Source organism: Allosphingosinicella indica (genome assembly GCF_900177405.1).
In the GTDB taxonomy this organism is placed as follows: domain Bacteria; phylum Pseudomonadota; class Alphaproteobacteria; order Sphingomonadales; family Sphingomonadaceae; genus Allosphingosinicella; species Allosphingosinicella indica.
In genome coordinates, this window is the sequence record NZ_LT840185.1 from 1,343,919 (window position 1) to 1,365,411 (window position 21,493).

Below are 21,493 nucleotides of genomic sequence, written 5' to 3' on the forward strand. Positions count from 1 at the left end.
GATTTCGCACGCAATTTAAATCCCGCGCGTGCCGATCAGGCCGCCAGCCCCTCGAACTGGAGGCGGGCGAGGCGGGCGTAAAGGCCGCCTTCGGCGTTGAGGCTGTCGTGGGTGCCTTCCTCGACGATGCGGCCGTGATCCATCACGATGATCCGGTCGGCGGCGCGGACGGTGGCGAGGCGGTGGGCGATGACGAGCGTGGTCCGGCCCTCGACCAGCCGTTCGAGCGAGGCCTGCACCAGGCGCTCGCTTTCGGCGTCAAGCGCGGAGGTCGCTTCGTCGAGCAGCAGCAGCGGCGCATCGCGCAGGATCGCGCGGGCGATGGCGATACGCTGGCGCTGCCCGCCCGACAGCCGCGCGCCACCTTCACCGAGGAAGGTGTCGAGGCCTTGCGGCAGGCGGCGGAGGAATTCGGCGGCGTTGGCGGCTTCGGCCGAAGCCCAGAGCTCGTCGTCGCTCGCATCCCAGCGGCCATAGCGCAGGTTGTCGCGCGCCGATGCGGCGAAGATCACCGTCTCCTGCGGCACCAGCGCGATACGCGCGCGGACCTCGGCCGGATCAGCTTCGCGCAGGTCCACGCCGTCGAGCAGCACCGCGCCCGCATCGGGATCGTAAAAGCGCTGGGCGAGCTGGAAGAGTGTCGATTTGCCGGCGCCCGACGGGCCGACCACCGCCAGCGTTTCGCCGGCGCGAACTTCGAGGTTGAAGTCCTCCAGCGCGCTCACCTCGCGGCGGGTCGGATAATGGAAGGTGACTTGATCGAAGCGGAGCAGCCCGCGCGCCGGCGCGGGGAGCGGCACCGGGCTGGCGGGTGCGCGGATCTCGGGGACTTCGGCGAGCAGTTCGGACAGGCGCCCGGCGGCGCCGGCGCCGCGCAGCAGCTCGCCATAGACTTCGGTCAGCGCGCCGAGCGATCCCGCGACGAGGCCGCCGGTGAGCACGAAGGCGGCGACGGTGCCGCCGGACAATTGCCCCGCCGCGACGTCGAGCGCGGCCTGCCACATCACCATCGTGATCGATCCGAACACCAGAGTGATGACGATGCCGGTCATGAACGCGCGGACCAGAATGCGGCGCCGCGCAATGCCGAACGCATCCTCGACAGCGCCGCCGAACCGTTCACCCTCGCGCCGTTCCTGGCCGAACGCCTGAACGATCTTCATCGCGCCAAGCGTCTCGGCGACGATTGCGCCGACGTCCGCCACGCGATCCTGGCTGGTCCGAGACATCGCGCGCAGCCGCCGGCCGAGCACGACGATCGGCACGAGCACCAGCGGAATGCCGATCAGCAGAAAGGCGGTGAGCTTGGGGGCGAGGGTGAAGAGATAGGCGATGCCGCCGATCCCCATCACGATGTTGCGCAGTGCGACCGACACGGTCGATCCAACCACGGTCTCGATCACCGTCGTATCGGCGGTGAGCCGCGAGGCGATTTCCGACGGGCGGTTCTCCTCGAAGAAGCGCGGCTCCATGCGCAGCAGATTGGTCTGCACGCCGCGGCGGATGTCGGCAACGACGCGCTCGCCGAGCCAGGAGACCGAATAGAAGCGCACCGCGGTCGCCAGCGCCATTACGCAGACGATAAACAGCAGATAGGCGAAATGCTGCGACACGTCGCCCGACGCGCCGGCGGCGAAGCCCCTGTCGATCACGCGCCGGAAACCGTCCGGAATTGCCAGCGTCGCGGCGGCGGCGACGAGGAGGGCAATAGCGGCGACGGCGATGCGGCCTGGATATCGCACCGCATGACGCCATATCATGGCGAGATTGCCGAGCTTGCGCTCCAGCTTCGCATCCCCCGTGTCGCTCATGGCTTTCGCACCTAGCAGCGCGCGGGGCGCCGCTCAATCAGGGCAAGCGGCGAATACGGCAGCGGAACGATGAGGCGCTGTTAAGTCTTGTATGCGAACTGACTGTCGTTACCATACCCGTCAAACGGGGAGCTTCCGATTTGCTTTACGACGCTTATGAAATGCAGCGCTCGCTGCTCGCGGGTGCGAGCACGCTCGCGAACATCGGGGCGGGCTGGATGCAGAATCCCGCCAACCCCTTCGCCTACAGCTCGGCGGGGCCGATCGTCGCCGCCGCGCTCGACGTGTTCGCGCACGCCTCGGCGCCGCGTGGCAAACCGGAATTCGGGCTGCATACGACCACCGTCGATGGCCGCGAGGTCGCGGTGCATGAGGAGATCGTCCTCAAGAAGCCGTTCGGCCAGTTGAAGCATTTCCGCCGCGAAGGCGTCGAGGGCGGCGAGAAGTTGCTGATCGTCGCGCCGATGTCGGGCCATTATGCGACGCTGCTGCGCGGAACGGTCGAGCGGATGCTGCCGCGCCACGACGTCTACATCACCGACTGGCGCGACGCGAAGTTGGTCCCGCTCGCCGACGGCAGCTTCAACCTCGACGATTATATCGATTATCTGGTCGCCTTCCTCGAGCATATCGGGCCGGGCGCGCACATGCTCGCGGTCTGCCAGCCGTCGGTCCCCGCTTACGCCGCCGCGGCGGTGATGAGCGAGCAGCGCCACCCGGCGCGGCCCAAGACGCTGACGATGATGGGCGGGCCGATCGACACGCGCGAAGCGCCGACCGCGGTCAATACGCTGGCGACGCAGCGCCCGCACGCCTGGTTCCAGCAGAATGTCATCGCCACCGTGCCGTTCGGCTATCCGGGCGCGGGCCGCTCGGTCTATCCGGGCTTCCTCCAGCTCGCCGGCTTCATGACGATGAACCTCGGCAGCCACCTCACCAGCCATTGGGAGATGTTCAAGCATCTCGTCGAGGGCGATGGCGAGGGTGCGGACGCGACCAAGGATTTCTACGACGAATATCGCGCGGTCTGCGACATGACCTCGGAATTCTACCTGCAGACGGTGGACGTGGTGTTCCAGCGCCATTTGCTGCCCAAGGGCGAGATGATGCACCGCGGCAACCGCGTCGATCCGGCGGCGATCGCCGACATCGCGATCCTCGCCATCGAGGGCGAGCGGGATGACATTTCAGGGATCGGCCAGACCAAGGCAGCGCTCGACATCTCGACCGGGCTGCCGAAGGGTAAGAAGAAATATCATATGGCAGAAGGCGTCGGCCATTACGGCATCTTCAACGGCAGCAAGTGGCGCGACCGCATCGCGCCGGTCGTCGAGGAGTGGATCGCCAGCCACAAGGGCTGACGCGAACTTCAATTTAGCGTGCGCCGACCCAGTCGGCGACTTCGCCGGCGATCTGGTTGGCGGCTTGGTTGAGCGCGGGGGCGACAATGTTCCGCTCCGCCGCGCCGACCGGGATGCGCGTCTCGAACCGGCGCGTCTCGGTCGCGCCGCCGCGTGCCAGCACCGCGTCATAAGCGGCGACCGCCTCCATCGTCCGCGCATCGAGCCCGAACTGGCTCAAGCGCCCGCCCAGCCGCGCGCTGGCTTCGGCGCTGGTCGACAGCGGATCGAAGGTCGCGCGGCCGGTACGCGCGGTGATCACGTCGGCGAGTACCTGGCGGAACAGCCGGTCCGGGTTCGACACCCATTGCGCATCCTTGAGATAGGCGACTTCGGTCTCGCTCGACTGCACCGGGATGCGGTTGTTGCGCAGCATCTCGGGCAGCGAGGGCGCGGCGACGATGACGGCGTTGGCGGCGGCGGGCGCGCCCGCGCTCGCGGCAGGGGGCTGCGTCGCGCTCAGCGTCAGCAGCTTGTCGGGCACTTTGCCGCCGAAGCTGCAGCCGGCCAGCGCGAGCGCCGCGGCCGCGGTGGTGAGGAATGCGCGGTTCGTCATCTCAGGGCTCATAGTCCGGCAGTTTCGGGGATCCGATCAGCGCGCCGGCGCCCTGCCGGTCGATCTTTTCGGAGATGGAGCGAAGCGATTCGGAGGTCGCGCGCAGATCACGAACCAGAATGTTCACTTCGGGCAGCGTCTGCGTCGCGACGGTGTTCATCGCCGGCCGCGTTTCATTGAGCGTCTGTTCGAGCGCGGCGAGGCTGCGCTCGGCGCTCTGCACCGTCTTGCGCAAATCCTGGACAAGCGGCTTGCCGTCCTGGTTGAGCATCTGGTTGGTGGTGCCGGCGAGCTGGCCGATCTGCTCGGCGGCGACCCCGGCCTGGCGGAGCGTGGTGCGCGTCTCGGCGAGCGTCGCCGCGATCTCGGGCGAGCGGTCGGCGAGCGAGCGGCTGATGTCCTGCACATTTTCAAGGATCGACGCGATCGACGCCTGGTTGCGGTCGGAAAGCAGCTCGGTCAGCCGCTCGGCAAGCGTCGAGACGCGCTCCAGAAGCTCCGGCGCGCTGTTGAGCAACTGGCCGAGCGCGCCCGGCTTGGTCGGGATCACCGGCACGCCATAAGGGCATTGCGACAGCGGATCGGTTTCGGGGCACTGGATCGGCGGCGCGCCGCTCGGCGCCGGATCGAGCTGGATCTGCGAAACGCCGGTGAAGCCCACGCCCTGGATGGTCGCGGTGGTGCCCTGCAGGATCGGCGTGGTCGAGCGGACCGAGATGCGGACGCGGATGAATTCGGGCGTCTTGGGCTCGAGGTTGATCGATTCGATCTGGCCCACGGGAACGCCCGAGAAAGTGACCGCACTGCCCTTGGCGAGCCCGTCCACCGCCTGCTTGAAGAAGATGTCGTAGCGCTGCGTATCCTCGCCCGACAACTGGCTCAGCCAGATGATGAAGGCGATCACGGCGACGATGAGCCCCATGACGACGCCGCCGACCAGCACATGGTTCGATCTGGTTTCCATCAGGCCTCAGCGTCCTCGCTCGCGGTCGCGGCCGCCCTCCCCCGGGGGCCCATGAAATATTCCTGTATCCATTTATGATCCAAAGCCAATAGCTCCGGGATCGTGCCCACCGCCACGACCTTCCTGTCGGCGAGCACCGCGACGCGGTCGCAGATCGCATAGAGCGTGTCGAGATCGTGGGTGATGAGGAAGACGGTGAGGCCCAGCGCGTCGCGCAATTCGCCGATCAGTTCGTCGAAGGCGGCGGCCCCGATCGGGTCGAGGCCCGCGGTCGGCTCGTCGAGGAAGATGAGCTCGGGATCGAGCGCCAGCGCGCGGGCGATGCCGGCGCGCTTCTTCATGCCGCCCGAAAGCTCGGACGGATATTTCTCGCCCGCTTCGGGGGCGAGGCCACACATGACGATTTTGTAGCCCGCGATCTCGTCCATCAGATCGGAATCGAGGTTGGGGAAATATTCGCGGATCGGCACCTCGACATTCTCGGCGACGGTGAGCGTCGAGAAGAGCGCGGCGCCCTGGAACAGGATGCCCCAGCGCGACTGGATCGACTTGAGCTGATCCTCCTCGCGATCGAGCGTCGGCTCGCCGAACACCTCGATCTCGCCTGCCTCGGGCCGCTGGAGGCCGATGATGGACCGCATCAGCACCGATTTGCCAGTGCCCGATCCGCCGACCACGCCCAAGATCTCGCCGCGGCGGACATCGAGATCGAGCCCTTCGTGGATGGTCTGCTCGCCGAAGCGGTTGGTGAGGCCGCGGACGCGGATGATGGGCTCATCCGAGGCGCCTTGGCCGCGCAGGGTCTTGGCTTCGCTCATGGCCACCCCAGCGCGGTGAAGAAGACGGCGAAAAAGGCGTCGAGCACGATCACCAGGAAGATCGACTGGACGACCGCGGCGGTGGTGCGCAGGCCGACTTCCTCGGCATTCCCTTGCACCAGCATGCCTTGGTAGCAGCCCGCCATCGCGATGATCGCGCCGAACACCGGCGCCTTGATCAGGAGCTGCCACAGGTCGGTCATCGGCACGACTTCGCGGATGCGCTGGACGAAGGTGATCGGCGGTATCTCGAGCGTGATCCAGCAGAAGATGCCGCCGCCGACGATCGCGAGGATCGCGGCGTAGAAGCCGAGCAGCGGCATCAGCAGCGTGGTGGCGAGCGCGCGCGGCAGCACCAGCGCCTCCATCGGCGAGACGCCGATCGTGCGCATCGCGTCGATCTCTTCGGTGAGCTTCATCGAGCCGATCTGCGCCGCGAAGGCGGAGCCCGAGCGGCCGGCGACCATGATCGCGGTCATCAGCACGCCGAGCTCTTTCACCGCGCTGCGGCCGATGAGATTGACGGTGAACACTTCGGCGCCGAATTGGCGGAGCTGCACCGCGCCCTGCTGCGCGATCACGATGCCGACGAGGAAGCTCATCAGCCCGACGATGCCGAGCGCGTGGACGCCGACCACCTCGAAGCGCTGGACGACCGCATTGTAGCGGAAGCGCCTGGGGTGGGTGATCACGTTCCAGGTCGCGATGAGGAGCGCGCCGAAGAAGCCGACCAGCCCAAGTGTCGACCGGACCGCCGCGTCGGTCGCCTCGCCGACCTGCGCTAGCACACGGATCAGCGGTGGAGTGCGGTCCGGGCGGACCTTCACCGGCTTGTCGGCGCGCGACACCTGATCGAGCAGGTTCGCCTCGTCCTGGTCGGCGCCGATCACCTCGGCATCGTAATCGCGCGCCAGCCGGTAGATCAGCCACGCGCCGATCGTATCCATGCGGTGGACGTCGGTGATGTCGATGCGCGCGGCGGGCGCCTCGCCCTTCAGCCGCGCCGGGACGTCGCCCAGTTGCGACAGCGTCAGCGCCCCCGTGAAGTGGAGGGCATCAGCGTCGCCTTCGGCGGTACGGCTGTAGTCGGCGGCGGCGCTCATTGCGCGCGACGATGCTGCAATATCGCGTTGCGGGCAAGCGGCTTGCGTGCGTCCGCCGCCCGCATCCGCATCAGATTGCCGCGAGCGCCTGATCGAAGTCGGCGATGAGGTCGTCCGCATCCTCGACGCCGATCGAGATGCGCACCAGATTGTCGGTGATGCCGAGCGCCTGCTTGCGCTCGTCCGGCACCGACAGGTGGGTCATCGCCGCCGGCGCGCTCGCCAGCGTCTCGGTGCCGCCGAGGCTGACCGCGAGCTTGGCGATCTTCAGCGCATCGAGGAAGGCGAACGCCTCGCGCTCGCCGCCCTTCAGATACAGCGAAAAGGTCGATCCCGCGCCGGTGCAGTGGCGGCGGTAGATGTCCGCCTGGCGCCCGTCCTTGAGGAAGCCCAGATAGCCGACGCTCTCGACCTTCGGGTGATCGCGGAAGAAGGCGCAGACCTTCTCGGCATTCTCGCCCGCGCGGCTCATGCGGAGCTCCAGCGTCTCGAGGCTGCGCAGCAGCATCCAGGCGGTGTTGGGATCGGTGATCGTGCCGATCGTGTTGCGCATCATGCGGATGGGATCGAGCAGCGCCTTTGAGCCCACGATGCCGCCGGCGACGAGATCGCTGTGGCCGCCGGCATATTTGGTGAGGCTGTAGACCGAAAGATCGGCGCCATGCTCCAGCGGCTTCGACCAGAGCGGGCCGAGGAACGTGTTGTCGATCGCGATCGGCGGCTTCTCGTCGCCGCCGAATACAGCGTCGCGCGACGCCGCCACAGCTTCGACGTCGACCAGTGCGTTGGTCGGGTTGGCGGGGCTTTCGAGGTAGATGAGCGAGACGCGGCCCTGCGCCTTCGCCTTTTCGAGCACGGCCGAAATCTCATCGCCCGTCGCGCCCGCCGGGAAATCGAGCCAGGTGACGCCGAAGCGGCCGAGGATGCGGCCGATCAAAGTCTCGGTCGCCGCATAGAGCGGGCCGGAATGGACGATGACGTCGCCGGGCTGGACGAAGGTCAGCAGCAGCGTCGCGATCGCCGACATGCCCGACGAGAAGGTCAGCGAATCCTCGGCATCCTCCCAGGCGGCGAGCCGGTCTTCGAGGATTTCCTGATTGGGGCCGTTGAAGCGCGAATAGACGAGGCCCTCGGCGCCGCCCGGCCGCTTGCCGGTCACGCCTTCGAAATGGCGTTTGCCGGCTGCCGCATTCTCGAACACGAAGGTGGAGGTGAGGAAGATCGGCGCCTTCAGCGAGCCTTCCGACAGTGCCGGATCGAAGCCGTGGCCCATCATCAGCGTCGCGGGCTTGAGCTTGCGTCCGCCGATTTCGAGCACGTCGGGCTTGGGGCGGCGGCGCGGGGTGGCGCCGGTCAGATCGGCTTCGTCTTCCATATACTGTCTCCTGTGCGCGCGCTGCTTAGGAGGAGTGCGCGGTGGCGGCAAGGATCGCGATCCTTGCGTAACGGGACCGAGCGCCTAAGGTCCGCCCGAAACCGGGAGAAGATGATGAAGCGCCGCACTTTCCTCGCGTCCGTGCCGCTGGCCGCGGCAGGGCTGGCCCTCGACGGCGGCGCGCTCGCCGCGCCACGGCCCAAGGCGAAAGCGCAGCCCAAGCCCGCGCCGGAGATCGTCCCCGGATCGGGCACCATCGATCGACCCGACGTGCATGGCGGCGACCGGCCGACGGGGGCGAGCTGGGCGTCGCGTTCCGCTGCTTTCGGTCTCTCGGGCGCGGCGGGCACCGCGCATCCGCTGGCGACGCTGGCGGGAATCGACATCCTCAAGGCGGGCGGGTCGGCGGTCGATGCCGCCATCGCGATCAACGCCTGCCTCGGCTTTCTCGAACCCACCGCCTGCGGCATCGGCGGCGATGCCTATGCAATGCTGTGGGATCCGAAGCTCGGTAAGGTCGTCGGCATCGCCGGCTCGGGCCGTTCGCCGCGGAACCTCAGCCTCGAAACGGTGCGCAGCCGCGCGCGAGCCGATGGGACCATCCCGTCGCACGGCGCAGTCAGCGTCTCGGTGCCCGGCGCGGTGGATTGCTGGTGGACGCTGCACCAGCGCTACGGAAAGCTCAAATGGGCGGACCTTTTCGAGCCCGCGATCGCCCATGCCGAACATGGCGCGCCGGTCGCCCCGGTGGTCGCCGAATATCTCTATCGCGGCGTCAAGGCGATCAAGCGCACCGATCGCGGCGTCGAGGAAAATGCCAACGCAATCGCCACCTATGCGCCGGGCGGCGAGGCGCCGCGCCCGGGCGAGATTTTCCGCAACCCCGATCTCGCGCGCACCTACCGGATGATCGCCAAGGGCGGCCGCGACGCTTTCTACGAGGGCGAGATCGCGCGCACGATCGACGCTTATTTCAAGCGGATCGGCGGCTGGATGGACCGTGCCGATCTGGCCGCGCACCGCTCCAACTGGAGCGAGCCGTTCGCCACCGACTATCGCGGCACCACGGTCCACGCGATCGGCGAGAATACGCAGGGGCTTGCGACCTTGCAGATGCTCAACATGCTCGAACGGTTCGACATGAAAGCGGCGGGCTTCCAGTCCGCGCGGTCGATCCACCTGCAGGCGGAGGCCAAGCGCCTCGCCTATGAGGATCGCGCGCGCCACTATGCCGATCCGGCCGCGGTGCGCGTGCCCGAGCAATGGCTGGTCTCGAAGGCCTATGCCGCCGAGCGCGCGAAGCTGATCCGGCCCGACCGGATCAATCGCTCGGTCCGCCCCGGCAACGCGCCGAGCCACGGCGACACCACCTATTTCACCGTCGCCGATCGCGACGGGATGATGGTCTCGTTCATTCAGTCCAACTTCCGCGGCATGGGGTCGGGGCTGGTCGCCGATGGCCTCGGCTTCATGTTCCAGGACCGGGGCCAGCTCTTCGCGCTGGAGGACGGCCATCCCAACATCTACGCGCCGGGCAAGCGGCCCTTCCAGACGATCATCCCCGGCTTCGCGACGCGCGGTGGCCAGCCGTGGATGTCGTTCGGGGTGATGGGCGGCGACATGCAGCCGCAGGGGCAGGTGCAGATCATCGTCAACACCGTCGATCATGGGCTCGACATCCAGGCGGCGGGCGATTCGCCGCGCTGGCACCACGAGGGCTCGTCCGAGCGGATGGGCGAGGACACCGAGGATTCCGATGGTCCGATCGGCCTCCTGCGGCTGGAGCGCGGCGTGCCCGATGCGACGCGCAAGGCGCTCGCCAACATGGGCTGGAAGCTCGGCGAGAGCGACGGCGGCTTCGGCCGCTACCAGTGTATCGAAGCGCGCAGCAGCGGCGGCCGCCGCGTCTATGCCGGCGCCAGCGAAATGCGCGCCGACGGCGTGGCGCTCGCTTATTGAGCGGGGCGGGAGGCTCCTAGAGCTCCACGCCCTGCGCGATGGCTTCGAGCTTGCGGAGCCGCTCGCGGATGTCCGCCATTTCGATCCGCATTCCCGGCTCGCCGCCGCTGGGTGCGGGGTCGGACCGGTCGGCGGCGATCTGGTAGCGTTTGAGATCGAGCCAGCCCCGCCACGCGCGTGATGCGGCGTAGGCGAGCGTTGCGGTGATCGCGAGCGCGGTGGCTGCCCAGGTGAAGGTCGCGAGCATGATCGTTCCTATTCGTATCGGAGCGCGTGGATGGGGTTGGTGCGCGCGACGCGGAAGGCGTGGCCCGCGATGGTGCCGAGCGCGATGGCGAGCGCGAGGCCGCCGGCGAGGACGAACGGCGTCGGCCCCAGCGCAATGCGCGCATCGAAGCTGTTGAGCCAATCGCGCATCACCCACCACGCCACCGGCCAGGCGATGAGATTGGCGATGATGACGGGCTTGGAAAATTGCCAGGCGAGCAGCCGGACGATGTCGCGGCTGCGCGCGCCCAGCACCTTCCTGATGCCGATCTCCTTAGTGCGCCGTTCGGCGGTGAAGGCGGCGAGGCCGAAGAGGCCGAGGCAGCCGACCACCACCGAGAGCAAGGCGAAGGCCGCGAAGGTCTTCGCGCGTGCATCGTCGGCGCGGTAGAGCTCGCCGATGATGTCCTCGCTGAACTTGGCGTCGAACGGGACTTCGGTGGTGATCTCGCGCCACGCGCTTTCGAGGCGTCCGCGCATCGCCGCGGGGTCGCCCTGATAGCGGACGATCAGCACCTGATGGCCGCTGTCGCCGCTGACGAACATGATGTCGTCCAGCGGCTGCTTGACCGAGCGGAAGCGCGCGTCGGCGGCGACGCCGACCACCGTCACCGGCACCAGGCCGAACTGATCCTCCACCATCGCGACGCGGAACTGTTTGCCGATGATGTCGCGCGGGTTGGTATAGCCGAGCCGGCGCGCGCCGGATTCGTTGACGACGATGTTCGCGCCGCGGGCTGCGAGTGCGGTCTGCGCCTCGGGCGTCGGCGGGAAGGGCAGGGTGGCGTTGTCGAGCGGCCGGTTCTCGTCGAACCAGCGGCCCGCCACCATCCGCATCCCCATCGCGTCGAGGAAGCCGGGATCGACGTTGTAGAAGCCGATGTTCACCGGCTTCGGATTGCCGGGCACCATCACGCCGGTGTTGTTGTTGCCGTCGGTGGCGATGCCGATGCCGGTGCGGCCCACCGCCTTCACCCCTTCGACATTCTTGAACCGCTCGACGATCTGGTTGCCGGAATTGATGAGCTGATAGCGGTTGAGCCCGTCGATCTGGACGATGTGATCGCGCTTGAAGCCGGGATCGACGGTGCGCGCATAGACGGTCTGCGCGTATATCACCGCGGTGCAGATCATCAGCCCGATCGAGACGGCGAACTGGCCGATGACGAGTGCGGTGCGCAGCCGCCCGGTGCCCGCCGCTTCGGAACTCGACTTGTTCGCTTTCAGCACCTGCGCGGGCTGGAAGCGCGAGAGGAAGAAGGCGGGGTAGGTGCCGGCGACGACGCCGACCACCAGCACCAGCGCCACCATCGGCAGCGCGATGCCGTCGGCGCCGAAATAGCGGACCTTGATGTCGGCATCGAGGAAGGCGGCGAAGGCGGGCATCAGCACTTCCACCATCGCCAGCGCGATCAGCATCGCGAGGAAGGCGATGAGGATGGACTCGCCGATGAACTGGATGATGAGCTGACGACGCGCGGCGCCGAGCACCTTGCGGAGCGCCACCTCGCGCGCGCGCTGGCTGGCGCGCGCGGTCGCGAGGTTGGTGAAATTGACCACCGCCATCGCCAGGATCAGCAGTGCGATGATGCCGAAGGTGACGATCGTCTTTCGGTCGTTGCCCGGCGACATCGCGCCTTCCTGCGCGCGACCGAGGTGGACGTCGCGGATGTTGACGACATGCCAGTCGCTGAAATCGCCGGCGTTGAACCGCGCCTCGCCGGCATTCTGATCGGGGATGTTGCGCTTCTCCCAGGCGTGGAGCTGGCGCGTGATCGTCTCGGGATCGGCGCCGGGCTTGAGCTTCAGATAGACCCAGCCGCCCTGGCAGCCCCAGCAATCGAGGAACTGCGGCTCGTTGGCCATGTAGGTGCCCATGTCGACGCGGACGATCGCATTGATCCGCATGTGCGAATTCTTGGGCAGGTTCTGGAAGACGCCGCCGACCGGATAATCGGTGCGGATGCCCTTGGAGATCAGCGAGAAGGTCTTGCCGACCACATTGTCGGTGCCGAACCGCGCGACCGCTTCGCTGCGACTTAGTAGGACGACATTGGGCCGGTCCAGCGCCGCCTTGTCGCCGTGCAGCATCGGCAGCGGCACGGTGTCGAGGAAGTTGTCGGCGACGTAGATATAGTCCTTGGTCGAAGCCGCCTGTCCGTTCATGAACACCACGGGGGCGCTGAACAGCGCGTAGGTGGCGTTCTCGATCTGCGGGAAGTCCTTTTGCAGCAGGCCTTTGGTGACATAGGGCGCCATCTGCACCTGGCCTTCCTCACCCGTGTCGGGATCGCGGAACCAGGTCTGGAACTGGTAGATGTTCTCCGCGCCCGGAACCCATTTGTCGTAGCTCGTCTCGTAGCGGACGAAGAGCAGGATCATCAGGCACGCGGCCATGCCGATCGCCATCCCGAAGATGGTGATGAAGCTGTACGTCTTGTGCTTGACGAGAGCGCGGACACCGGTGGTGAGATAGTTGCGCCACATGCGTACATCCTCCCTATTCGTAACGGAGAGCGTGGATGGGGTTTGCGCGGGCGACGCGGATGGCGTGGCCGGAGACGGTGGCGATGGCGATGAAGAGGGCGAGCGCGCCGGCGAGCAGGAACGGCGTCGGCCCGAGCGCGATGCGCGCGTCGAAGCTGTTGAGCCAGTCGCGCATCACCCACCACGCCACTGGCCAGGCGATCAGATTGGCGATGATCACCGGCTTCGAGAATTGCCAGGCGAGGAGCTGGACGATGTCGCGGACGCGCGCGCCGAACACCTTCCTGATGCCGATCTCCTTGGTGCGCCGCTCGGCGGTGAAGGCGGCGAGGCCGAAGAGGCCGAGGCAGGCGACGGCAATGGCGAGGATCGCGAAGCCGGCGAAGGTCTTCGCGCGCGCTTCCTCGGCATCGTAGAGCTCGGCGTTGATCTCGTCGCCGAAGCGCGCCTGGTAGGGGAGGTCGGGCGCGAAGCGCTTCCACAGCTCGCCGATGCGGCGGCGCACGCTTTCGGGATCGGCGCTGTCGTAGCGCACGACGATGTAATTGTTATATTCGCGGGCGAGCCGGTACATCATCGGCTCGAGCGGGATACGGATCGAGCGGAAGCGCGAATCCTGGACCACCCCGACGATCGTCACCGGCATCATCGGCATCGTGGGATCGAGGCTCACCGCGACGCGCACCTCCTTGCCCACCGCATCTGCCGGGTTGGCGAAGCCGAGCCGCCGCGCCGCGAGCTGGTTGACGATGACGTTGCCGCCGCGCTCGACGATCGCCCGCTCCGCCACCGGGTTAGGCGTCGGATAGGGCAGGCTCGTCTCGTCCATCGGCCGCGCGGCATCGAAGTTGCGGCCCGCGATCAGGCGGACGCCCATCGTCGTGAAGAAATTCTCGTCGACCGGATAATTGCCGCTGGAGATGACGTCCGAGCGGCCGGGAACGCGCACGCCGCGCCCCATCGTGCTGCTGGTGGAAACGCCGATGCTCGTCTTGGCGACTGAGCGCACGCCATCGATCCGCGCAATCTCCTTCGCGAGGCTGTCGAGCTGGGGGATCAGTCCGCGGTAGCCGGTCTCGAGCTGCAGCACGCCCTCGCGATCGAAACCGGGATCGGCAGTGCGCGCGTGAACGGTCTGTGCGTAGACGATCGCGGTGCAGATGATGAGGCCGTTGGAGACCGCGAACTGCGCCACCACCAGCGCGTTGCGCAGGCGGCCGCTGCCGGGCGTTTCCGCCGCGCTCTTGTTGGCACGAAGCACTTGCGCGGGCTGGAAGCGCGACAGGAAGAAGGCGGGATAGAGGCCGCCCGCCGCGCCGACGATCAACGTCAGGCAAACGACCGGAAGAAGCACGCCGTCGCTGCCGAGATAGTGGAGCTGGAGATCGGCATCGAGAAAGGCGGCGAGGACGGGCAGCATCAGCTCGGCGATGCTGAGGCCGACGATCGTGGCGAGCAGCGCGACCAGCATGGACTCGCCGAGGAACTGGACGATGAGCTGGCCGCGGCTGGCGCCGAGAACCTTGCGGAGCGCGACCTCGCGCGCGCGCTGGCTGGCGCGGGCGGTGGCGAGGTTGGTGAAGTTGATGCAGGCCATCGCCAGGATCAGCGCGGCCACCACGGCGAACGTGATGATGGTGGCGCGGTCGTTCCCCGGCCGCATCACCGCGCGGTCGGCCGCGCCCAGATGCACGTCGCGGACGTTGACCAGCTTCCAGTCCTGATCGGTGCCGGGATTCTCCATGCGGTCGCCGAACGCCTGGTCGGGAATGTTGCGCTTCTCCCAGGCGGGGAGGCCCGCGCGGATCGCCTCGACATCCGCGCCGGGCCGCAGGCGGACGTAGTTCCAGCCGGAAATCTCGCCCCAGCTCGTCATGTAGCCGGGATAATCGGCGAAGATCCTGTTGAAATCGGAGCGGATCACCATGGTGAAGTTGAGGTGTGAATTTTTGGGGATGTCGCGCATCACGCCGGTGACGCGATAATCCACCCGCTCGCCGCGCTCGATCAGCGTCAGCGTCTTGCCGAGCGCGGACTCGTTGCCGAACAGGCGGCGCGCCTCGGTTTCCGAAAGCACGGCCGAATTGACCTCGCTGAGCGCACGCAGCGGATCGCCGGCGACAAAGGGCAGGCGGACGATGTCGAAGAATGGCCCATCGACGCGGATCGCATCCTCGACCTCCAGCGCCTCACCGCCGCTCAGCACGACGGGAGACGTGCCGCTGGCGTGGACGCGCGCCTCGATCTGCGGAAAATCCTTCTGCAGCGTCGTTCCCGCGACATATTGCGACATGCGCAGCTTGTATTCGTCGCCAGTCTCGCGGTCGGTGCTGAAGCTCTGCACCTGATAGGTGCGCTCCGCGTCGGGAAGCCAGCGGTCGTAGCCCGTTTCGTAGCGGATATAGAGGATCAGCAGCAGGCAGGCGGCGATGCCGAGCGCAAGCCCCGCGATGTTGACCACCGCATAGGTGCGGTTCTTGAGCAGCGCGCGGATACCGACGGTCAGATAATTGCGCCACATGATCGTGCGGGCTCCTATTCGTAGCGCAGGGCGTGGATGGGGTTGGTGCGCGCGACGCGGATCGCGTGGCCGGAGATGGTGCCGAGCGCGATGACGAGCGCCAGGAAGCCGGCGAGGACGAACGGTGTCGGCGTCAACGCGATGCGCGCATCGAACGTGTTCAGCCAATCGCGCATCACCCACCAGGCCACCGGCCAGGCGACGAGATTGGCGATCACCACGGGCTTGGAGAATTGCCAGGCGAGAAGCTGGACGATGTCGCGCACCCGCGCCCCGAACACCTTGCGGATCCCGATCTCCTTGGTCCGCCGTTCGGCCGTGAAGGCTGCGAGGCCGAAGAGCCCGAGGCAGGCGACGACGATGGCGAGGATCGCGAAGCCGGCGAAGGTCTGCCCGCGCGCCCGATCGGTGCGGTAGAGTTCGGCGAGCTTCAGATCGGCGAGTTCGCCGTCATAGGGAACCTCGGGCGCGAGCCGTTTCCACACCTCGCCGATGCGCTGCCGGACGGCTTCCGGATCGGCGCTGTCGTACCGGACGATGAGATGGGAATAGATGCCGCGATCGTAGAACAATTGCGCTTCGAACGGCTCGCGGATCGAGCGGAAGCGGCTGTTCTCGACGACCCCGACGATCGTTCCCGGCAGCAGGCCGATGTCCTCGCCGTAGAAATCGAGCCCCACGGTCTTGCCGATCGCGGCCGCCGGCTCGGCAAAGCCGAGCTGCTCCGCCGCCAGACGGTTGACCACGATATTGATCCCCCGCGCGACCATCGCGCGTTCCGCGGGCGCCACCGTTTCCTCGGGTTCATAGGGCGTCCACGCATAATCCTGCGCATAACGCCGCGACAGCGTGCGCCCGGCGAGCAGCCGCGTGCCCAGGGTCTGGAAGAAAGAGGGCGTGACGCTGTAATTGCCGATCGTCACCGGCTTGTCGCGGCCGGGCGCCATCACTTGCGAATTGGTGACGTTGTCGGTCGCCGGGACGATGCTCGTGGCGGCGACATCGGCCACGCCGTCGATGCGCTCGACTTCGCGGAGCAGCGTTTCGGTCACCGGGATCATCGCCGCGCGGTTCATGTTGCTGGCCACGATCAACCCGCCGTGCCGGTATCCTGGATCGGCGGATCGGGCGAACTCCGTCTGCAGGTAGACGATCGCGGTGCAGATGATCAGGCCGATCGAAACCGCGAACTGGCCGACGACCAGCACGTTGCGCAGCCGCCCCGTCCCGCTCGGCTCTGCCGACGAGCGATTGGCCTTGAGCACTGCGGCCGGCTGAAAGCGCGAGAGGTAGAAAGCGGGATAGAGCCCGCCCGCGATCCCGACGAACAGCCAGATGGCCACGATCTGCGGCAGCATGCCGTTCGCGCCGAGGTAGACGAGATCGAAGCCGGCGTTGAGGAAGCTGCGGAACATCGGCAGCGTCAGCTCCGCCACGGTCAGCGCGATCAGCATCGCGACGCCGGTCAGCAGCAGCGATTCTCCCAGGAACTGGAAGATCAACTGCCGCCGGTTGGCGCCGAGTACTTTCCTGAGCGCAACCTCCCGCGCGCGCTTGCTGGCACGGGCGGTGGCGAGATTGATGAAATTGACCGTCGCCATCGCGAGGATGAGCAGTGCGACGATCGCGAAGGTGATGATCGTCCGGCGGTCGTTCACCGGCCGCTCGGGCTCGCCCTCCGCGCCGCTCAGGTGGACGTCGCGAATGTTGACGAGCTTCCAGTCGAAAGCGTCGCCCTCGCTGGTGCGGACGGTGCCGGCGAGCTGGACCGGGATGTTGCGCTTCTCCCAGGCCGGCAGGCCGCGGGTGATGTCGTCCGGCGACGCGCCCGGCTTCAGCTTGAGATAGACGTAGCCGTTGATGCAGCCCCAGCCGCATTGCTCGATCCGCTCCGGCGTGATCCGCGACACCATCTGCATTTCGATATTGCTGTTGCGCGGGATGTCCTCGAACACGCCGGTAATGCGCATGTCGCGACGCTCGCCCCTGATGATGCGGGAGATGGTTTTGCCGACGACGTCGGTGGTGCCGAACCGTCGCATCGCTTCGGAACGGCTGAGCACCAGCGTATCGACCGCGTCGATCGCCGTGTCGCGATTGCCGGCGATGAAAGGGAGCTGCAGGATGTCGAACAGGGTTGGATCGGCGAAATACACGTTGCCGTAGGTCGCCTCGCCATCCTGGACGAAGACCAGCTCGCTGGAGTCCGCGCGCGCGATCGCCTCGATCTGCGGGAAATCCTTGGCGAGGCTCTCGGCGATGACACCGTGGGACGCCTGGAGCGTCCGCACGTCTCCCGTCTCGGGATCGGTGCGAACGCTCTGAACCTGATAGATGCGGTCGGAATCGGGCAGCCAGGCGTCGTAGCTCGTCTCGTACCGGACGTAGAGCAATAGCAGCAGGCAGGCCGCCAGCCCGAGCGCGAGGCCGAGGATGTTGACCACGGCAAACGTCCGGTTCTTCGTCAGCGCACGAAGAGCGACCGTCAGGTAATTCTGCCACATCGCCGCCTACTCCCCGTTTGGCGTTTCTCTTGTCGTTACTATTCGTATCTGAGTGCGTGGATCGGATTGGCGCGGGCGACCTTCAGCGCGTGGCCGGCGATCGTCCCGATCGCGATGGCGAGCGCGAGCACGCCGGCGAGCAGGAAGGGCCCGGGCCCGAGGTCGATCCGCGTGTCGAAGCTGTTGAGCCAGTCGCGCATCGCCCACCAGGCGACCGGCCAGGCGATGAGGTTGGCGATGATCACCGGCTTCGAGAACTGCCACGTCAGCAGCCGCACGATGTCGCGGCTGCGCGCGCCCAGCACCTTGCGGATGCCGATCTCCTTGGTGCGCCGCTCGGCGGTGAAGGCGGCGAGGCCGAACAGGCCCAGGCAGGCGACGATGACCGCGAGGACCGCGAAGGCGGCAAAGATCTGCGCGCGCGCCGATTCCGCTTCGTACAGCTCGCGCACGATATCCTCGCTGAACTTGCCGTCGAACGGCACGTCGGTCGCAAGCTGGCGCCACGTGTTCTCGAGCGCCTGCATCACCGCACGCGGATCGCTGGTGTCGTAGCGCACGATCATCGCGCCCGTGTCGGCCTTGGCGAGGCGGAACATGATCGGATCGAGCGGCTGACGGATCGAGCGGAAGCGCGAATCCTGGACAACGCCGATGATCGTCGCGGGTAGACGGCCGCCATATTCCTCACGCGTGGTGAGGTTGACCTGCTTGCCGACCGCTTCGCGCGGGGTGAAGCCCAGCCGCTTGGCGGCAAGCTCGTTGATGACGATGTTGGAGCCGCGTGCGATCAGCGCCCGCTCCGCAGCTTCATCTTCCGGGAAGGGCGTCTGCGAATCGTCCGCCGGACGGTTCTCATCGAACTGCCGGCCGGCGATCACCTTAACGCCCATCGCATCGAAGAAGCCGGCATCGACGGCGTAATTGCCGATCGTTGCGGGTTCCTCGCGCCCAGGCACCTGGACGCCGGTGTTCATGTTGTTGCGGGTCGCGATGCCGATCGCGGAGCGGCCGACCGCGACGACGCCCGGCACGCGCTTCATCGCTTCGACGATCGAATCCGCGCGCTCGGTGAGCTGGCGGCGGCCGATGCTCTCGACCTGGATCAGCCCGTCGCGATTGTAGCCGGGATCGGCGGTCTGTGCGTAGACCGTCTGCGCATAGACGACGGCGGTGCAGATGATGAGGCCGATCGAGACGGCGAACTGGCCGACGACCAGCACGTTGCGCAGCCGCCCAGTGCCGGAGGCTTCCGCCGCCGACTTGTTGGCCTTCAGCACCTGTGCGGGCTGGAAGCGCGAGAGATAGAAGGAGGGGTAGATCCCGCCCGCCGCGCCGACCAACAGCACCAGCCCGATGATCGGCAGGATGAGGCCGTTGGCGCCGAAATAATGAAGCTCCAGATCGGCGTCGAGGAAGGCGGAGAGGCCCGGCAGCGCCAGCTCGACCAGCGCCAGCGCGACGCACATCGAAAGCGCGGCGACCATGATCGATTCGCCGAGGAACTGGAGGATGAGCTGCTTGCGGCTGGCGCCCAGCACCTTCCTCAGCGCCACCTCGCGCGCCCGCTGGCTGGCGCGGGCAGTAGCGAGATTGGTGAAGTTGACACAGGCCATCGCAAGGATCAGCGCCGCGACGATGGCGAAGGTGGTGATGCTCCGCGCGTCATTGCCCGGCCGGGTCGCGCCGGACTGCGCTTCGCCCAGGTGGACGTCGCGGATGTTGACGAGGTTCCAGTCCTGGTCGTCGCCCGAATTGGTGCGGCGGCCGTCGAACACCTGATCGCGGATGTTGCGCTTCTCCCACGCGGGCATCTGCGCCTGGATGCTCTTCGGGTCGGTGCCGGGCTTCAGCGTGAAATAATACCAGCCGGACTGCCAGTCGAAGCTGTCGAGGAAGTCGGGCTGGTCGGCGAAATAGCTGACCGGATCGAACCGCGCGACGAGGCTGAACTTGGTGTGGCTGTTCTTGGGGATGTCCTTCATCACGCCGCCGATGCGGTAATCGAGCTGGCGGCCGCCGGTGACGATGGTCATCGTCTTGCCGAGCGCCGGGCCGTCGCCGAACAGGCGCTTTTTCTCGGTCTCGCTGATCACGGCGTCACCGGGCTTGGCGAGCGCGGTCATCGGATTGCCCTCCACCAGCGGATATTGCAGCACGTCGAAGAAGCGGTCGTTGACGAGGAACGCCTGATCGATGGTCAGCGCCTCGCTGCCCTTCATCACCACCGGCGACGCGCCGAGCGCGTAGACGCCCTTGTCGACCTGCGGGAAATCGCGCTTTAGCGCGGCGCCCGAGGAGAATGACGTCATCTGGAGATTCATCGTCTCCCCGGTCTCGCGCGAAGTGTACCAGGCTTGGAGCTGGTACGTGTTCTCGGCATTGGGAAGCGTCTGGTCGTAGCTCGTCTCGTAGCGGACGTAGAGCAGGATCATCAGGCAGGCGGCGAGGCCGATGGCGAGGCCGAAGATGTTGATGAAGGCGTAGGTCTTGTTCTTCGCCAGCGCCCTCAGGCCCACCGTCACATAATTGCGCCACATGATCCTTCGATCCTTCTAATTCAGCCGGCCGCAGCGGCCTTGCGCCGCGCGACGATCTTGATTTCGGTGATGCCGCCGTCGGGCAGCAGGCGATCGACGTCGATCGCGGTCCAGGCGGGCGGGGGCGATCCCAGATATTGCTTCTGGACGGCGCTCATCGCGTCGATCTCGGCCGTGATGTCTGTGTGGAAGCTCGTCATGTCGACGATGTCGCCATAGTCGGCGCCCGCGCGTTTCAGGATCGCGCCGATCTGCTTGAACAAGCGCTCGTAAGCGGGTTTGAGGTCGGTCTCGCCCGGTGCCTTCCCGGCGACGATGCCGGAAAGGAACACGAGATCGCCGGCGATCACCGCATCGGCATAGCCGTAGCTTTCCTGCGAAGCGCGATGCGCCGCATTCTCCGACATCAGCACCGTCTCCGCCGTCCGCGCCTGGGCGAACAGCGGGCCGGGAAACACCGCTGCGAAGGCGAGCGCGCCGGCTTTCGCAAGGCGGAGCGGCGTTATCACGCGGCGCGCCTCCGCTCCTGGAGGATGCGGCCGTCGAGCATGTTGACGACGCGGCCCGCATAATCGGCGTGGCTCGGCGAGTGGGTGACCATGACGATGGTCGAGCCCTCGCGGTTGAGCTGCTGGAGCATCTTCATCACCTCTTCGCCATGGCTGGTGTCGAGGTTGCCGGTCGGCTCGTCGGCGAGGATCAGCTTGGGCTCGCCGACCAGCGCGCGGGCGACGGCGACGCGCTGCTGCTGGCCGCCCGAAAGCTGGCTCGGCCGGTGCTTGGCGCGGTGGGCGATGCCCACCTTGTCCATCACCGCATCGACGCGCGCGCGGCGCTCTGCGGCGGGGACGTTGTGGTAGAGCAAAGCGAGCTCGACATTCTCGCGGACCGAAAGCTCGTCGACCAGATTGAAGCTCTGGAAGATGAAGCCGATATTCTCCTTGCGGAAATCGGCGAGCTTGGCCTCCGGCAGGTTCGCGACCTCGGTGCCGTTGAAGACGTAGGAGCCGCCGGTCGGGCTGTCGAGCATCCCGACGACGTTGAGCAAGGTCGATTTGCCGCAGCCCGACGGGCCCATGATCGCGACGAACTCGCCGTCCGCGATATCGAGCTGGATGTCGTCGAGCGCGGTCGTCTCGATCGTGTCGGTGCGATAGGTCCGCTGGATATTGCGCATGCTGAGCATGA

The 21,493-nt window shown here is 66.9% G+C and carries 15 protein-coding genes; 2 read left to right on the forward strand and 13 right to left on the reverse strand.

Annotated elements, in window-relative coordinates; all coding sequences use genetic code 11:
* Positions 1 to 35 precede the first annotated feature (35 nt).
* Complete coding sequence (locus tag B9N75_RS06630; protein ID WP_085218088.1) at positions 36 to 1,811, reverse strand: ABC transporter transmembrane domain-containing protein; 1,776 nt, start codon at positions 1,809 to 1,811, stop codon at positions 36 to 38.
* 140 nt (positions 1,812 to 1,951) lie between these two features.
* Between B9N75_RS06630 and B9N75_RS06635 the strand changes: the two genes are divergently transcribed.
* Positions 1,952 to 3,172, forward strand: coding sequence for a polyhydroxyalkanoate depolymerase (locus B9N75_RS06635; RefSeq protein WP_085218089.1), 1,221 nt, complete (start codon positions 1,952 to 1,954; stop codon positions 3,170 to 3,172).
* Between the two features lie 13 nt (positions 3,173 to 3,185).
* Here B9N75_RS06635 and B9N75_RS06640 read toward each other — a convergent pair whose 3' ends face one another.
* The 5 genes from B9N75_RS06640 to B9N75_RS06660 all read right to left on the reverse strand — a co-directional run bounded on the left by B9N75_RS06640 (position 3,186) and on the right by B9N75_RS06660 (position 8,027).
* On the reverse strand, positions 3,186 to 3,767 hold the full coding sequence (locus B9N75_RS06640) for an ABC-type transport auxiliary lipoprotein family protein (RefSeq protein WP_085218090.1): 582 nt from the start codon (positions 3,765 to 3,767) through the stop codon (positions 3,186 to 3,188).
* Position 3,768: 1 nt separating this feature from the next.
* Positions 3,769 to 4,731, reverse strand: coding sequence for an MlaD family protein (locus B9N75_RS06645; protein ID WP_085218091.1), 963 nt, complete (start codon positions 4,729 to 4,731; stop codon positions 3,769 to 3,771).
* On the reverse strand, positions 4,731 to 5,549 hold the full coding sequence (locus tag B9N75_RS06650) for an ABC transporter ATP-binding protein (RefSeq protein ID WP_085218092.1): 819 nt from the start codon (positions 5,547 to 5,549) through the stop codon (positions 4,731 to 4,733). The genes B9N75_RS06645 and B9N75_RS06650 overlap by 1 nt, the downstream gene beginning before the upstream one ends.
* Positions 5,546 to 6,652 (reverse strand): MlaE family ABC transporter permease, encoded by a 1,107-nt coding sequence (locus tag B9N75_RS06655; protein ID WP_085218093.1) that lies wholly within the window; start codon positions 6,650 to 6,652, stop codon positions 5,546 to 5,548. Before B9N75_RS06655 ends, B9N75_RS06650 begins: the two co-directional genes overlap by 4 nt.
* 70 nt (positions 6,653 to 6,722) lie before the next feature.
* Complete coding sequence (locus B9N75_RS06660) at positions 6,723 to 8,027, reverse strand: cystathionine gamma-synthase family protein (protein WP_085218094.1); 1,305 nt, start codon at positions 8,025 to 8,027, stop codon at positions 6,723 to 6,725.
* Between the two features lie 114 nt (positions 8,028 to 8,141).
* Between B9N75_RS06660 and B9N75_RS06665 the strand changes: the two genes are divergently transcribed.
* Complete coding sequence (locus tag B9N75_RS06665; RefSeq protein ID WP_085219447.1) at positions 8,142 to 9,986, forward strand: gamma-glutamyltransferase family protein; 1,845 nt, start codon at positions 8,142 to 8,144, stop codon at positions 9,984 to 9,986.
* A gap of 16 nt (positions 9,987 to 10,002) precedes the next feature.
* Here B9N75_RS06665 and B9N75_RS06670 read toward each other — a convergent pair whose 3' ends face one another.
* From B9N75_RS06670 to B9N75_RS06700, 7 genes are read right to left on the reverse strand one after another with little or no spacing between them, the layout of a single operon-like run.
* Entirely contained in the window at positions 10,003 to 10,233 is a 231-nt protein-coding gene (locus B9N75_RS06670; RefSeq protein ID WP_085218095.1) for a hypothetical protein, read from the reverse strand.
* A gap of 8 nt (positions 10,234 to 10,241) precedes the next feature.
* Positions 10,242 to 12,740, reverse strand: coding sequence for an ABC transporter permease (locus B9N75_RS06675; RefSeq protein ID WP_085218096.1), 2,499 nt, complete (start codon positions 12,738 to 12,740; stop codon positions 10,242 to 10,244).
* Positions 12,741 to 12,753: 13 nt separating this feature from the next.
* On the reverse strand, positions 12,754 to 15,261 hold the full coding sequence (locus B9N75_RS06680; RefSeq protein WP_085218097.1) for an ABC transporter permease: 2,508 nt from the start codon (positions 15,259 to 15,261) through the stop codon (positions 12,754 to 12,756).
* Positions 15,262 to 15,275: 14 nt separating this feature from the next.
* Positions 15,276 to 17,765 carry an ABC transporter permease gene (locus tag B9N75_RS06685; RefSeq protein WP_085218098.1) on the reverse strand — a complete coding sequence of 830 codons (2,490 nt, stop codon included), beginning with the start codon at positions 17,763 to 17,765 and terminating at the stop codon, positions 15,276 to 15,278.
* A gap of 38 nt (positions 17,766 to 17,803) precedes the next feature.
* Positions 17,804 to 20,305: an ABC transporter permease gene (locus tag B9N75_RS06690; protein WP_085218099.1), complete on the reverse strand. Its 2,502-nt coding sequence runs from the start codon at positions 20,303 to 20,305 to the stop codon at positions 17,804 to 17,806.
* A gap of 20 nt (positions 20,306 to 20,325) precedes the next feature.
* Positions 20,326 to 20,814, reverse strand: coding sequence for a Rid family hydrolase (locus B9N75_RS06695; RefSeq protein WP_085218100.1), 489 nt, complete (start codon positions 20,812 to 20,814; stop codon positions 20,326 to 20,328).
* Positions 20,811 to 21,491: an ABC transporter ATP-binding protein gene (locus B9N75_RS06700; protein WP_085219448.1), complete on the reverse strand. Its 681-nt coding sequence runs from the start codon at positions 21,489 to 21,491 to the stop codon at positions 20,811 to 20,813. Before B9N75_RS06700 ends, B9N75_RS06695 begins: the two co-directional genes overlap by 4 nt.
* Between the last annotated feature and the right edge of the window lie 2 nt (positions 21,492 to 21,493).

Excerpts from the sequence above, each read along its gene's own strand:
- B9N75_RS06630 (WP_085218088.1), bottom strand. The coding sequence starts at position 1,811 with ATGAGCGACACGGGGGATGCGAAGCTGGAGCGCAAGCTCGGCAATCTC.
- B9N75_RS06640 (WP_085218090.1), bottom strand. The coding sequence starts at position 3,767 with ATGACGAACCGCGCATTCCTCACCACCGCGGCCGCGGCGCTCGCGCTG.
- B9N75_RS06645 (WP_085218091.1), bottom strand. The coding sequence starts at position 4,731 with ATGGAAACCAGATCGAACCATGTGCTGGTCGGCGGCGTCGTCATGGGG.
- B9N75_RS06650 (WP_085218092.1), bottom strand. The coding sequence starts at position 5,549 with ATGAGCGAAGCCAAGACCCTGCGCGGCCAAGGCGCCTCGGATGAGCCC.
- B9N75_RS06655 (WP_085218093.1), bottom strand. The coding sequence starts at position 6,652 with ATGAGCGCCGCCGCCGACTACAGCCGTACCGCCGAAGGCGACGCTGAT.
- B9N75_RS06660 (WP_085218094.1), bottom strand. The coding sequence starts at position 8,027 with ATGGAAGACGAAGCCGATCTGACCGGCGCCACCCCGCGCCGCCGCCCC.
- B9N75_RS06665 (WP_085219447.1), top strand. The coding sequence starts at position 8,142 with ATGAAGCGCCGCACTTTCCTCGCGTCCGTGCCGCTGGCCGCGGCAGGG.
- B9N75_RS06670 (WP_085218095.1), bottom strand. The coding sequence starts at position 10,233 with ATGCTCGCGACCTTCACCTGGGCAGCCACCGCGCTCGCGATCACCGCA.
- B9N75_RS06675 (WP_085218096.1), bottom strand. The coding sequence starts at position 12,740 with ATGTGGCGCAACTATCTCACCACCGGTGTCCGCGCTCTCGTCAAGCAC.
- B9N75_RS06680 (WP_085218097.1), bottom strand. The coding sequence starts at position 15,261 with ATGTGGCGCAATTATCTGACCGTCGGTATCCGCGCGCTGCTCAAGAAC.
- B9N75_RS06685 (WP_085218098.1), bottom strand. The coding sequence starts at position 17,765 with ATGTGGCAGAATTACCTGACGGTCGCTCTTCGTGCGCTGACGAAGAAC.
- B9N75_RS06690 (WP_085218099.1), bottom strand. The coding sequence starts at position 20,305 with ATGTGGCGCAATTATGTGACGGTGGGCCTGAGGGCGCTGGCGAAGAAC.
- B9N75_RS06700 (WP_085219448.1), bottom strand. The coding sequence starts at position 21,491 with ATGCTCAGCATGCGCAATATCCAGCGGACCTATCGCACCGACACGATC.